The 13,196-nt window shown below is 52.3% G+C and carries 14 protein-coding genes; 13 read left to right on the plus strand and 1 reads right to left on the minus strand.

Annotated elements, in window-relative coordinates; translation table 11 throughout:
- Positions 1-46: 46 nt before the first annotated feature.
- The 9 genes from udp (at position 47) to tatD (ending at position 7,988) form a co-directional block, all read left to right on the plus strand.
- Positions 47-808 (plus strand): uridine phosphorylase, encoded by a 762-nt coding sequence (gene udp / locus C2U41_RS22850; protein WP_003017903.1) that lies wholly within the window; start codon positions 47-49, stop codon positions 806-808.
- 140 nt (positions 809-948) lie between these two features.
- Positions 949-2,379, plus strand: a complete 1,431-nt coding sequence (gene rmuC, locus C2U41_RS22855; RefSeq protein WP_096890398.1) for a DNA recombination protein RmuC — start codon at positions 949-951, stop codon at positions 2,377-2,379.
- 94 nt (positions 2,380-2,473) lie between these two features.
- On the plus strand, positions 2,474-3,229 hold the full coding sequence (gene ubiE, locus C2U41_RS22860) for a bifunctional demethylmenaquinone methyltransferase/2-methoxy-6-polyprenyl-1,4-benzoquinol methylase UbiE (RefSeq protein ID WP_003017897.1): 756 nt from the start codon (positions 2,474-2,476) through the stop codon (positions 3,227-3,229).
- Positions 3,230-3,242: 13 nt separating this feature from the next.
- Positions 3,243-3,848 carry a ubiquinone biosynthesis protein UbiJ gene (gene ubiJ / locus C2U41_RS22865; protein ID WP_103848947.1) on the plus strand — a complete coding sequence of 202 codons (606 nt, stop codon included), beginning with the start codon at positions 3,243-3,245 and terminating at the stop codon, positions 3,846-3,848.
- A complete protein-coding gene (gene ubiB / locus C2U41_RS22870) occupies positions 3,845-5,485 on the plus strand; it encodes a ubiquinone biosynthesis regulatory protein kinase UbiB (RefSeq protein ID WP_003841233.1) in 1,641 nt (546 codons plus the stop codon). The genes ubiJ and ubiB overlap by 4 nt, the downstream gene beginning before the upstream one ends.
- 78 nt (positions 5,486-5,563) lie before the next feature.
- Positions 5,564-5,818, plus strand: a complete 255-nt coding sequence (gene tatA / locus C2U41_RS22875) for a Sec-independent protein translocase subunit TatA (protein ID WP_003017888.1) — start codon at positions 5,564-5,566, stop codon at positions 5,816-5,818.
- A gap of 3 nt (positions 5,819-5,821) precedes the next feature.
- Positions 5,822-6,370 carry a Sec-independent protein translocase protein TatB gene (gene tatB, locus C2U41_RS22880; protein ID WP_003841235.1) on the plus strand — a complete coding sequence of 183 codons (549 nt, stop codon included), beginning with the start codon at positions 5,822-5,824 and terminating at the stop codon, positions 6,368-6,370.
- A 2-nt stretch (positions 6,371-6,372) separates the two neighbouring features.
- Positions 6,373-7,164, plus strand: coding sequence for a Sec-independent protein translocase subunit TatC (gene tatC / locus C2U41_RS22885; protein ID WP_103848946.1), 792 nt, complete (start codon positions 6,373-6,375; stop codon positions 7,162-7,164).
- A 41-nt stretch (positions 7,165-7,205) separates the two neighbouring features.
- Positions 7,206-7,988 (plus strand): 3'-5' ssDNA/RNA exonuclease TatD, encoded by a 783-nt coding sequence (gene tatD / locus C2U41_RS22890; protein WP_032950643.1) that lies wholly within the window; start codon positions 7,206-7,208, stop codon positions 7,986-7,988.
- A gap of 5 nt (positions 7,989-7,993) precedes the next feature.
- Here the strand turns inward: tatD and rfaH are convergent, their stop codons facing one another.
- A complete protein-coding gene (rfaH, locus tag C2U41_RS22895) occupies positions 7,994-8,482 on the minus strand; it encodes a transcription/translation regulatory transformer protein RfaH (RefSeq protein WP_003017881.1) in 489 nt (162 codons plus the stop codon).
- Positions 8,483-8,686: 204 nt separating this feature from the next.
- On the opposite strand from rfaH, the gene ubiD reads away from it, so the two are divergent.
- The 4 genes from ubiD to C2U41_RS22915 all read left to right on the plus strand — a co-directional run bounded on the left by ubiD (position 8,687) and on the right by C2U41_RS22915 (position 13,052).
- Positions 8,687-10,180, plus strand: coding sequence for a 4-hydroxy-3-polyprenylbenzoate decarboxylase (gene ubiD / locus C2U41_RS22900; RefSeq protein WP_003844649.1), 1,494 nt, complete (start codon positions 8,687-8,689; stop codon positions 10,178-10,180).
- Positions 10,181-10,220: 40 nt separating this feature from the next.
- Positions 10,221-10,922, plus strand: a complete 702-nt coding sequence (gene fre / locus C2U41_RS22905) for an NAD(P)H-flavin reductase (RefSeq protein WP_003017873.1) — start codon at positions 10,221-10,223, stop codon at positions 10,920-10,922.
- 227 nt (positions 10,923-11,149) lie between these two features.
- Positions 11,150-12,064 carry an ROK family protein gene (locus C2U41_RS22910; RefSeq protein ID WP_003844652.1) on the plus strand — a complete coding sequence of 305 codons (915 nt, stop codon included), beginning with the start codon at positions 11,150-11,152 and terminating at the stop codon, positions 12,062-12,064.
- Positions 12,065-12,071: 7 nt separating this feature from the next.
- On the plus strand, positions 12,072-13,052 hold the full coding sequence (locus C2U41_RS22915; protein WP_003017867.1) for a LacI family DNA-binding transcriptional regulator: 981 nt from the start codon (positions 12,072-12,074) through the stop codon (positions 13,050-13,052).
- Positions 13,053-13,196: the final 144 nt, after the last annotated feature.

Below are 13,196 nucleotides of genomic sequence, written 5' to 3' on the forward strand. Positions count from 1 at the left end.
TGTGTTTTTGCTTCTTCTGACAAAACCGATTCACAGAGGAGTTTTTATGTCTAAGTCTGATGTTTTTCATCTCGGCCTCACTAAGAGCGACTTACAAGGGGCTACGCTTGCTATCGTCCCTGGCGACCCGGAGCGTGTGGAAAAGATCGCCGCGCTGATGGATAAGCCGGTTAAGCTGGCATCTCATCGCGAGTTCACTACCTGGCGTGCTGAGCTGGATGGTAAAGCCGTGATCGTTTGCTCTACCGGTATCGGCGGCCCGTCAACCTCTATTGCCGTTGAAGAACTGGCACAACTGGGCATTCGTACCTTCCTGCGTATCGGTACGACTGGCGCTATCCAGCCGCATATCAATGTAGGTGATGTCCTGGTCACCACGGCGTCTGTCCGTCTGGACGGCGCAAGCCTGCACTTCGCGCCAATGGAGTTCCCGGCCGTTGCGGACTTCGAGTGCACCACCGCGCTGGTGGAAGCGGCGAAATCTATCGGCGCCACTACCCACGTGGGCGTTACCGCATCTTCTGACACCTTCTACCCGGGCCAGGAACGTTACGACACCTTCTCTGGTCGCGTCGTGAGCCGTTTCAAAGGCTCGATGGAAGAGTGGCAGTCTATGGGCGTTATGAACTACGAAATGGAATCTGCCACGCTACTGACCATGTGCGCAAGCCAGGGTCTGCGTGCCGGTATGGTCGCAGGTGTTATCGTGAACCGTACTCAGCAAGAGATCCCTAATGCGGAAACGATGAAACAAACAGAAAGCCATGCGGTAAAAATCGTGGTGGAAGCTGCGCGTCGTTTACTGTAATTCTCCCGTCTATTCAAAAAGGCCGACGCGTTCGGCCTTTTTATTTTGCGTAGTACCTCGCAGGAAATTCCTTTTAAACTGGACGTTTATACAGCACAATTCTATTTTGTGCGGGTAAGTCGTTGCTGTAAGGGGGCGTTGTGGATATTTCAATTATGATGAGTGCCGTGCTGGCGTTAGCCGCAGGGCTGCTGGTTGGGTGGCTGGCAACAAAAGCGCACGCCGACAGGATCCGTGCCGATCTCATCGAAGAACGACGTGAACTGGATATCGCGCTAAGTGCCGCCCGGCAACAACTCTCACAGGAAGCCCACTGGCGTGATGAGTGCGAACTGCTTAATAACGAATTGCGCAGCCTGCACAGTATCAACACCTCTCTGGAAGCTGATCTCCGGGAAGTCACCACCCGGCTGGAAGCAACGCAACAGCATGCGGAAGATAAGATTCGTCAGATGATCAACAGCGAACAGCGCCTGAGCGAGCAGTTTGAAAATCTGGCGAACCGTATATTCGAGCACAGCAATCGCCGCGTAGATGAGCAAAATCGCCAAAGCCTGAACAGCCTGCTGGCACCGCTTCGCGAACAACTGGACGGTTTTCGACGCCAGGTTCAGGATAGCTTTGGTAAAGAGGCACAGGAACGTCATACTCTGGCGCACGAAATTCGTAATCTCCAGCAACTGAATGCGCAGATGGCACAGGAAGCGGTAAACCTGACGCGGGCATTAAAAGGCGATAACAAAACGCAGGGTAACTGGGGCGAGGTCGTACTCACGCGGGTGCTTGAGGCTTCCGGTCTGCGCGAAGGCTATGAATATGAAACCCAGGTCAGCATCGAAAACGACGCCCGTTCGCGGATGCAGCCAGATGTTATTGTCCGATTACCGCAGGGCAAAGATGTGGTGATTGATGCGAAAATGACGCTGGTCGCCTATGAACGCTATTTTAACGCTGAAGATGAATTCACCCGCGAGAGCGCGTTGCAGGAGCACATCGCCTCGGTGCGCAACCACATTCGTCTGCTGGGCCGCAAAGACTATCAGCAGCTTCCGGGGCTGCGTACGCTTGACTATGTGCTGATGTTTATCCCCGTTGAGCCCGCTTTTTTGCTGGCGCTCGACAGACAGCCCGAACTGATTACCGAAGCGCTTAGAAATAACATTATGCTGGTGAGCCCTACCACGCTGTTGGTGGCATTGCGCACGATTGCCAACCTGTGGCGCTACGAGCATCAGAGTCGTAATGCGCAACAAATTGCCGATCGGGCCAGCAAACTTTATGACAAGATGCGGTTGTTTGTGGATGATATGTCGGCAATAGGTCAAAGCCTGGACAAAGCCCAGGATAATTACCGACAGGCGATGAAAAAACTCTCTTCCGGTCGTGGAAACGTCCTGTCGCAGGCAGAAGCGTTTCGCAGTTTAGGTGTAGAAATTAAGCGCGAGATTAATCCTGAGCTGGCTGAGCAAGCCACTACGCAGGATGAAGAATACCGCTTGCGCTCGGTCCCTGAGACGCAACAAGATGCATCTTGCCCCGATGGTGAAGCGGTAAATCAGCAATCAAACTAGTCCATTTGGGGTAGTTGAACCCGGCAGAAGGGTAGGGCAAATTGGCCCAATCTGTTACACTTCTCGAACATTTTTTGGATGAGCAGGCACTGAGATGGTGGATAATTCACAAGAAACGACGCACTTTGGCTTTCAGACCGTCGCTAAAGAGCAGAAAGCTGACATGGTGGCCCACGTTTTTCATTCTGTGGCCTCTAAATATGACGTTATGAATGACTTAATGTCATTTGGCATTCATCGTTTGTGGAAGCGCTTCACCATTGACTGCAGTGGCGTGCGTCGCGGGCAAACCGTTCTCGATTTAGCAGGCGGTACCGGCGATCTGACGGCGAAATTCTCTCGCATGGTAGGCGAAACCGGCAAAGTTGTGCTGGCGGATATCAATGACTCAATGCTCAAAATGGGTCGCGAAAAGCTGCGCAATATTGGTGTGGTGGGTAACGTTGAGTACGTTCAGGCGAATGCTGAAGCACTACCTTTCCCTGACAACACGTTTGACTGCATCACCATCTCTTTCGGTCTGCGCAACGTTACGGATAAAGACAAAGCATTACGCTCCATGTACCGCGTATTGAAGCCGGGCGGACGTTTACTGGTGCTGGAATTCTCCAAGCCGATTATCGAACCGTTGAGCAAAGCCTACGACGCGTACTCTTTCCATGTTCTGCCGCGTATAGGTTCAATGGTAGCAAGCGATGCGGACAGCTATCGCTATCTGGCGGAATCCATCCGCATGCATCCCGATCAGGACACCTTAAAAGCAATGATGCAAGATGCCGGGTTCGAAAGCGTTGATTACTACAACCTGACAGCAGGTGTCGTTGCGCTGCATCGTGGATACAAGTTCTGACAGGAGAGTGGGGATGCCTTTAAAACCCTTAGTGACCGCAGGCGTTGAAAATCTGCTCAACACCTTTCTGTACCGCTCTCCTGCGCTCAAGTCAGCCAGAACGCGTTTACAGGGCAAAGTGCTACGTGTTGATCTCAAAGGATTTTCAACATCGTTAGTCCTGGTGTTTAGTGAGCGCCAGGTCGATGTGCTGGGGGCGTGGGAAGGCGAAGCCGATTGCACCGTAATCACATATGCCAGTGTGTTACCGAAATTGCGTGACAGACAGCAACTCACCACGCTTATCCGCAGCGGTGAACTGGAAGTCCAGGGTGATATCCAGGTAGTACAGAACTTTGTTGTGCTGGCCGATCTGGCGGAGTTGGATCCTGCAGAACTGTTAGCACCCTATACCGGCGATATCGTCGCGGAAGGGGTCAGCAAAGTCTTGCGTGGTGGAGCGAAGTTCCTGTGCCATAACTTTCAGCGCCAGCAGCGCTATGTCGCCGAAGCGATCACCGAAGAGTGGCGCATGGCTCCTGGCCCACTAGAGGTTGCATGGTTTGCTGAAGAAACGGCAGCCGTTGAGCGCGCGGTTGAATCTCTGGCCAAACGGCTGGAAAAACTGGAGGCCAAATGACGCCAGGTGAAGTACGGCGCCTTTATTTCATCATTCGCACTTTTTTAAGCTACGGTCTTGATGAACTCATCCCCAAAATGCGAATCACGCTGCCGCTTAGGTTGTGGCGATACTCGTTGTTCTGGATGCCCAACCGACATAAAGACAAACCGCTGGGAGAAAGGCTGAGACTGGCTTTACAGGAACTCGGCCCGGTGTGGATCAAGTTTGGGCAGATGCTCTCCACCCGTCGTGACCTTTTCCCTCCGCATATCGCCGATCAGCTTGCGCTATTGCAGGATCGTGTTGCCCCGTTTGATGGGCTTAGAGCGAAAAAACAAATCGAAGAGGCCATGGGCGGGCTGCCCGTCGAGGAATGGTTTGATGATTTTGAAATCACGCCGCTGGCATCTGCGTCTGTTGCTCAGGTTCACACTGCGCGATTGAAATCGAATGGCAAAGAGGTGGTGATCAAAGTTATTCGCCCGGACATACTGCCGGTCATCAAAGCGGATTTAAAACTGATCTACCGCCTGGCTCGTTGGGTTCCTCGTCTGCTGCCAGATGGGCGTCGCCTGCGACCAACAGAAGTCGTCCGTGAATATGAAAAAACGTTGATTGATGAGCTAAATCTGCTGCGCGAATCGGCGAACGCCATTCAGCTACGACGTAATTTTGAAGATAGCCCGATGCTGTACATCCCGGAAGTGTATTCCGACTATTGCAGTCAGAACATGATGGTGATGGAGCGCATTTACGGTATCCCGGTTTCAGATGTCACCACGCTTGAGAAGAACGGCACCAATATGAAGTTGCTGGCTGAACGTGGTGTTCAGGTCTTCTTTACTCAGGTATTCCGCGACAGCTTTTTCCATGCGGATATGCACCCTGGGAACATTTTTGTCAGTTATGAGCACCCTGAAAACCCGAAATACATTGGTATTGATTGTGGGATTGTGGGCTCTTTAAACAAAGAAGATAAGCGTTACCTGGCTGAAAACTTCATTGCGTTCTTTAACCGCGATTACCGCAAAGTTGCTGAACTGCACGTGGATTCTGGTTGGGTTCCACCGGATACCAACGTTGAAGAGTTTGAATTTGCCATTCGTACCGTGTGCGAGCCGATTTTTGAAAAACCGCTGGCGGAGATTTCCTTTGGTCATGTGCTGTTGAATTTGTTCAACACTGCGCGCCGCTTCAATATGGAAGTCCAGCCTCAACTGGTATTGCTACAGAAGACGCTGCTGTACGTTGAGGGTGTCGGACGACAGCTCTACCCGCAGTTAGATTTGTGGAAAACGGCTAAGCCATTCCTCGAATCCTGGATTAAAGATCAGGTCGGTATTCCGGCGCTCGTTAGGGCATTTAAAGAAAAAGCACCGTTCTGGGTCGAAAAAATGCCAGAAATACCTGAACTGGTGTATGACAGTTTGCGCCAGGGCAAATATTTACAGCACAGTGTTGATAAGATTGCCCGCGAGCTTCACGCGAATCATGTACGCCAGGGACAATCCCGTTATTTATTGGGCATTGGCGCAACATTGTTGCTAAGTGGAACATTCCTGCTGGTAAGCCGCCCTGAGTGGGGGCTTATGCCGGGCTGGTTGATGGCAGGCGGTGTCTTAGCCTGGTTAATCGGCTGGCGCAAAATGCGCTGAATTTTTCATCGCCCAAGGCAGGCCGTGTAACGTATACTACGGCCTTATTAATTCATCATCTATGACAGAGGAACATGTATGGGTGGTATCAGTATTTGGCAGTTGTTGATCATTGCCGTCATCGTTGTACTGCTATTTGGCACCAAGAAACTCGGCTCCATCGGTTCCGATCTTGGCGCATCGATTAAAGGCTTCAAAAAAGCGATGGGTGATGATGAGCCTAAGCAAGATAAAACCAGCCAGGACGCTGATTTTACAGCTAAATCCATCACCGATAAGCAGGGCGAAGTGAAAAAGGAAGACGCCAAAAGCCAAGATAAAGAGCAGGTATAATCCGTGTTTGATATCGGTTTTAGCGAACTGTTATTGGTGTTCGTGATCGGCCTCATTGTCCTGGGGCCGCAACGATTACCCGTAGCGGTAAAAACGGTTGCTGGCTGGGTGCGTGCTTTACGTTCCCTGGCAACTACTGTTCAGAATGAACTGACCCAGGAGCTTAAGCTTCAGGAGTTTCAGGACAGCCTGAAGAAAGTAGAGAAAGCGAGCCTGACAAATCTGACCCCGGAGCTGAAAGCGTCAATGGATGAGCTGCGTGAAGCGGCGGAATCGATGAAGCGTTCTTACAGCGTGCACGATCCTGAGAAAGCGAGCGATGAAGCGCACACTATCCATAATCCGGTGGTGAAAGAAGGTGAAGCGCAGCGAGAAGGGGTCACCCCTGCCGCCGCTGAAAATCAGGCCAGTTCGCCGGAGCAAAAACCGGAATCCACGGGTGCTAAAACGCCAGAGCCGACGGAAAACACTTCCGCTACGTTGATGGATGCAGAAAAGAAAGCTGCCGCACCTGTTGTCGAATCCTCACCCTCGTCGAGTGATAAACCGTAAACATGTCTGTAGAAGATACCCAACCGCTCATCACGCATCTTATTGAGCTGCGTAAGCGACTCCTGAACTGCATTATTGCGGTAATCGCGATCTTTCTGGCGTTGGTTTATTTTGCCAACGACATTTACCATATGGTTGCAGCGCCTCTGATTAAACAGATGCCGCAGGGTGCAACGATGATCGCCACCGATGTGGCTTCGCCGTTCTTTACGCCAATCAAGTTGACCTTCATGGTGTCGCTGATCCTGTCAGCGCCAGTGATCCTCTACCAGGTATGGGCATTCATTGCGCCTGCTTTGTACAAACATGAACGTCGCCTGGTTGTGCCGCTGCTGGTCTCCAGTTCGTTGCTGTTCTACATCGGCATGGCATTCGCCTATTTTGTTGTCTTCCCGTTGGCGTTTGGTTTTCTGGCTAACACGGCTCCGCAAGGCGTACAGGTATCAACGGACATTGCCAGCTATCTCAGTTTCGTCATGGCGCTATTTATGGCTTTCGGTGTCTCTTTTGAGGTCCCTGTCGCCATTGTGCTGCTATGCTGGATGGGCATTACGACGCCAGACGATTTACGTAAGAAACGACCTTACGTTGTGGTGGGAGCATTCGTCGTCGGGATGTTACTGACCCCGCCAGATGTCTTCTCGCAAACGTTGTTGGCGATACCGATGTACTGCCTGTTTGAAGTGGGCGTTTTCTTCTCTCGTTTCTATGTCGGCAAGCGACGTACGCGAGATGAGGACAACGAGGCTGAAGAAGCAAAAGAAGCCGAAGCCACCGAGAAAACAGAAGAGTAAATTCAACCGCCCGTCAGGGCGGTTGTCATATGGGAGGTAGCATGTTTGACATTGGCGTTAATTTAACCAGTTCACAATTTGCAAAAGACAGGGATGATGTTGTGGCGCGCGCCTTTGCTGCGGGCGTAAACGGTATGCTTCTGACCGGAACAAACCTGCACGAAAGCCAGCAGGCGCTAAAGTTGGCACAGCATTATCCGCATTGCTGGTCCACGGCTGGCGTGCACCCGCATGACAGCAGCCAATGGCAGTCCTCAACGGAAGACGAGATTATCTCGCTGGCAAACCAGTCTGAGGTGGTCGCTATTGGCGAGTGCGGTCTGGATTTCAATCGCAATTTCTCCACGCCGCAGGAGCAGGAACGTGCTTTTGAGGCGCAGCTGCGCATTGCTGCTGAACTGCAGATGCCGATTTTCATGCATTGTCGGGATGCCCACGAGCGTTTTCTGACGTTGCTGGAGCCGTGGCTGGATAGCCTCCCAGGCGCGGTGCTGCACTGTTTTACCGGAACGCGACAGGAGATGCAGGACTGCGTGGACCGGGGACTCTATATCGGTATCACCGGCTGGGTCTGTGATGAGCGCCGGGGGATGGAACTGCGGGAACTGCTGCCGTTTATTCCGGTGGAAAGGCTGCTGATTGAAACCGATGCGCCTTACCTACTCCCTCGCGACTTAACGCCTAAACCGACGTCACGGCGCAATGAACCGGCGCACCTGCCACATATTCTTGAGCGTATTGCCCACTGGCGCGGTGAAAATCCTCAATGGCTGTCAGCAAGCATTGATGCTAACGTCCGAACGCTGTTCGAAGTGACCTTCTAAACGGCTTAAATTTTTCGAAAGCCGGTATTTTTCACGCTCTGCTTAACCTCTTTATTCAACAGGTTAAGCAGTAGCATGGAACGCGCTTCGCCATCCGGTTCGGTGAAGATCGCTTTTAGCCCCTCAAACGCCCCTTCAGTAATAATCACGCTGTCCCCTGGCTGAGGAGTTTGCGGGTCAACAATTCCTTCAGGCTTGTAGATAGAAAGCTGGTGAATAACGGGAGAAGGAACTGTCGCAGGCGTCGCGCCAAAACGGACGAAATGGCTGACACCACGCGTGGCATTGATAGTGGTGGTGTGGATCACTTCCGGGTCGAACTCGACAAACATGTAATTAGGGAATAGTGGTTCACTGACTGTGGTACGTTTACCGCGCACTATTTTTTCCAGGGTGATCATAGGCGTCAGGCAGTTCACCGCCTGCCTTTCCAGGTGTTCCTGGGCTCGCTGAAGTTGCCCACGTTTGCAGTACAGTAAATACCAGGATTGCATAATAACTCTTATCCGCTTGTTCTGAGCGCCAGCATAGCAAAAGCCATGCGTTAAGTTAATTATACCCGCCTCAACGCAGGCTGAAACCCAATGGGTATATACTCCCAGGGCTTATATGTATCGCCAGAGTTCACGCTAATTTAACAAAAATACAGCATCACAATGATGAACGCCGTATAATGAAGCGCTTACGAAGAGGCCACAATGGACGCCATGAAATATCACGATTTACGCGACTTCCTGACGCTGCTTGAACAGCAGGGCGAGCTCAAACGCATTTCGCTTGAGGTGGATCCCCACCTGGAAATTACTGAAATTGCCGATCGCACTCTGCGTGCCGGTGGGCCTGCCTTACTGTTTGAGAATCCGAAAGGCTATTCAATGCCGGTGCTGTGTAACCTGTTTGGCACACCAAAGCGTGTTGCGATGGGGATGGGACAAGAAGATGTCTCGGCGCTACGAGAAGTCGGTAAACTGTTGGCGTTTTTGAAAGAGCCAGAGCCACCGAAAGGATTCCGCGATCTGTTTGATAAGCTGCCGCAGTTTAAGCAGGTGTTGAACATGCCGACTAAGCGGTTGCGCGGTGCGCCTTGTCAGCAAAAAATCTACTCAGGCGATGACGTTGATTTAAACCGCATTCCGATTATGACCTGCTGGCCGGAAGATGCCGCGCCGCTGATTACCTGGGGACTCACCGTCACGCGTGGTCCGCATAAAGAGCGGCAGAATCTGGGCATCTATCGCCAGCAGCTGATTGGTAAAAACAAGCTTATTATGCGCTGGTTGTCCCATCGCGGCGGCGCGCTTGATTATCAGGAGTGGTGCGCGGCGCATCCTGGTGAACGTTTCCCGGTTTCAGTGGCGTTGGGGGCAGATCCTGCGACCATTCTGGGGGCCGTGACGCCCGTTCCTGATACATTATCCGAGTACGCATTTGCCGGGCTGTTGCGCGGTACCAAGACCGAAGTGGTCAAATGTATTTCCAACGACCTGGAAGTGCCTGCCAGCGCAGAAATCGTACTGGAAGGGTACATCGAACCGGGCGAGCTGGCTCCAGAAGGGCCCTATGGCGATCATACCGGCTACTACAACGAAGTAGATAATTTCCCGGTCTTTACCGTCACCCACATTACCCAGCGTGAAGATGCTATTTATCACTCTACCTATACCGGACGCCCGCCTGATGAGCCAGCAGTGCTCGGCGTGGCGCTGAACGAAGTATTCGTTCCTATTCTGCAAAAGCAGTTCCCGGAAATCGTCGATTTTTACCTGCCTCCGGAAGGCTGTTCATATCGTCTGGCCGTGGTGACGATGAAAAAACAGTACGCAGGCCATGCCAAACGCGTCATGATGGGTGTTTGGTCGTTTTTGCGCCAGTTCATGTACACCAAATTTGTTATTGTCTGCGATGATGACGTTAACGCGCGCGACTGGAATGATGTAATTTGGGCTATTACTACCCGTATGGACCCCGCCCGGGATACGGTACTGGTAGAGAATACGCCAATTGATTACCTGGACTTTGCCTCGCCGGTTTCCGGCCTTGGTTCAAAAATGGGGCTGGATGCCACAAATAAATGGCCGGGCGAAACCCAACGCGAATGGGGACGCCCGATTAAAAAAGATCCTGAAGTGACTGCGCGTATTGACGCAATTTGGGATGAACTGGCCATCTTTAATGACGGCAAAAGCGCCTGAGGCGCGATCGTTTTGCCTATTGATCCGACAGAGAGAGCGCATGACAACCTTAAGCTGTAAAGTGACCTCGGTAGAAGCTATAACTGACACCGTATATCGCGTTCGTTTAGTGCCAGACGCGGCGTTTTCCTTTCGTGCTGGCCAGTATTTAATGGTCGTGATGGACGAAAGGGATAAGCGTCCGTTCTCCATGGCATCAACGCCGGACGAGCAAGGATTCATTGAGCTGCACGTTGGCGCCTCTGAGCTAAATCTTTACGCCATGGCCGTGATGGACCGTATTCTGAAAGACCGGGAAATCAAAGTCGATATTCCGCATGGCGAAGCCTGGCTGCGTGATGAAGACGAGCGCCCGCTGATCCTGATTGCCGGAGGTACAGGGTTCTCTTACGTGCGTTCTATTCTGCTTACCGCGCTGGCACGCAATCCCAACCGCGATATCACTATTTACTGGGGCGGGCGCGAAGAGAAGCATCTCTACGATCTCTCAGAGCTGGAAGCATTGTCGGTGAATCACCCGAACCTGCGTGTTGAGCCGGTGGTAGAGCAGCCTGAAGACGGCTGGCGTGGTCGTACGGGAACCGTGTTAACGGCAGTATTGCAGGATTACGGTACTCTGGCGGAACACGATATCTACATTGCCGGTCGTTTTGAGATGGCAAAAATCGCGCGCGACCTGTTCTGTAATGAGCGTCAGGCACGTGAAGATCGCCTGTTTGGCGACGCGTTCGCGTTCATTTAAGCGCTGTGCGCCGGAGTCCTTCCGGCGCATCCATCATCAACCTTACTTCTTCTAACAGGGTGCAAGCCCGGTCTCACTGCTCCTCTTTTCAGAACATTTTTAGTAAACATGTTTTTCCTATCTATTAACCATAAAACTGATTTTTTGTGACGGGTCTCATTTTGTTTAGTAAACAAAATGGGCAAGCTGTATCGCATCACATTGCTGGACATCAACGAGGGAAAACCATGAGGCTCGGACTGGATATCGGCGGGACTAAAATTGAAGCGGTGGTGATTGATAACGCGGGTGAAATTGTTTACCGCGAGCGATGTGCGACACCAAAGCAGAGTTACGGTGATTTTTTCCAGGCCGTGACGGAGATGATTTCTAAGGCCAGACTGGCCGTTAATCAGTCTTTATCGGTTGGTGTTGGAGTGCCTGGCGCGGTGGATAGCGAAGGTTTGATTAAGAATTCGAACATCCTGGTGTTGAATCAGCAGGCTTTTGCTCAAGACCTTGAGCGAGCGTTAGGAATACCCGTGCCTGTTACTAATGATGCCAACTGCTTTACCCTGTCGGAAGCGATGGACGGTAGCGGACACGGGCATAGCGTGGTATTTGGTGTGATCCTCGGTACCGGTTGCGGCGGTGGACTATGCATCGATAACCGTTTGATCTCCGGACCTAACGCCTGTGCAGGAGAGTGGGGACATAATGCATTGCCGCGCTACCACGAATCTCGGGATGGGGCTGAAGTGACATGCTATTGCGGACAGGTGAACTGTATTGAGAGCTTTATTTCCGGCAGCGGCCTGGAGCGTCAGTATATGAGTCACACCGCACAACATGCAGATGTGCCACATATTATGCAGCGGGTAGAATCGGGTGATGCAGATGCCTGTTTGTTATGGGAACGCTATTGCGATCAACTGGCGCGCGCGTTGGCGGGGGTGGTGAATACGCTCGATCCCGATGTTATCGTGCTGGGCGGTGGGGTATCCAATATCACTTTACTGTACTCAGGCTTGCAGGCGCGAGTGGCGCAGTACGTATTTGGTAAACAGTGTCGTACGCCGATCGTTCAGGCCCGACACGGTGACAGCAGCGGCGTACGCGGCGCGGCCTGGCTGGGGGCACAAAAGGCCAGCGTAAATCAATGAGAGTGACATGACTAAACCTGTACGTATCAGGGACATTGCCGAAGCTTGTGGTGTCTCGGTTGGCGCGGTTTCCCGCGCCCTGAAAGGGCAGCCAGGGCTACGTGAAGATACCCGGCTGCGCATTATTTCTGTGGCGCAGCAGCAGGGTTATGATTTTTCTCGCCTGCGTGCAGACAAGATCAAACGCGTCCTGTTTTTGCTGCACCGCCAGCACAATATCAGCCGGGCATTGCCGTTTTATTCTCAACTGCTGCTGGGGATAGAAGATAACTGTCGTGACCATGGTATTGCGCTGAGCTTTCTCTCCATTGGTCCAGGCGATGCAGTGAGTGAGCAGGTGATGTTGCACCAGCCTGATGCGCTAATCTGCGCGGGATTTTTTGAGCCTGAATTACTTGGCTTGCTGCAACAGATGAAACTGCCGTTGGTGCTGGTGGATCTCTGGGCGCCGGGCCTGCCTTGCGTGAACCCGGACAATACCCAGGGCGGTTATCTGGCCACGCAACATCTGATTGCGCAAGGGCGCAGCCGTATCGCTTTTCTTGCCAGTTCGCTTGCGCACTACAGCATCCGTCAGCGCGAGAAGGGCTACCGTCAGGCATTGTATGAAGCCCGTTTGCTGATGCCGCCAGAGTATGAAGCCATTGCGCCGCCACTGCTGGATACCGAGCAATCTTTGGTGGAGGCGATTAATGAATTGCTCAGCCTGCCAGAGCCGCCCGACGCTATTTTTGCCTATAACGACGCGGCAGCGCTGGTTGTTCAACGGGTGTGTGCGCAGCAGGGTATACGTATCCCGGAAGATCTTGCGTTGGTGGGGTTTGATGATATTGATGCTGCGGCCTGGTCACATCCACCACTCACCACCATTGCGGTTGATAAACAACAATTGGGGCGTGAAGCGCTGCGTTTATTGCTGGAAGAAAATCAGGAAGAGAATCTGCTGTTGCCGGTGCAGTTAGTGGTGCGTGGTAGTTCAGGGAAATAAAAAACCCGCCCCTGACAGGCGGGAAGAACGGCAACTAAACCTTTCCCCGTCATAATTCACACTGCCTCTTTGTTGGCTGCCTTTGCTCACCCCGGTCACATAGTTATCTATGCTCCCGGGGATTCGCTCAGTTGCCGCCGCGAT

Origin of the sequence: Citrobacter freundii complex sp. CFNIH4 (assembly GCF_002934505.1) — a bacterium.
GTDB classification, from domain to species: domain Bacteria; phylum Pseudomonadota; class Gammaproteobacteria; order Enterobacterales; family Enterobacteriaceae; genus Citrobacter; species Citrobacter freundii.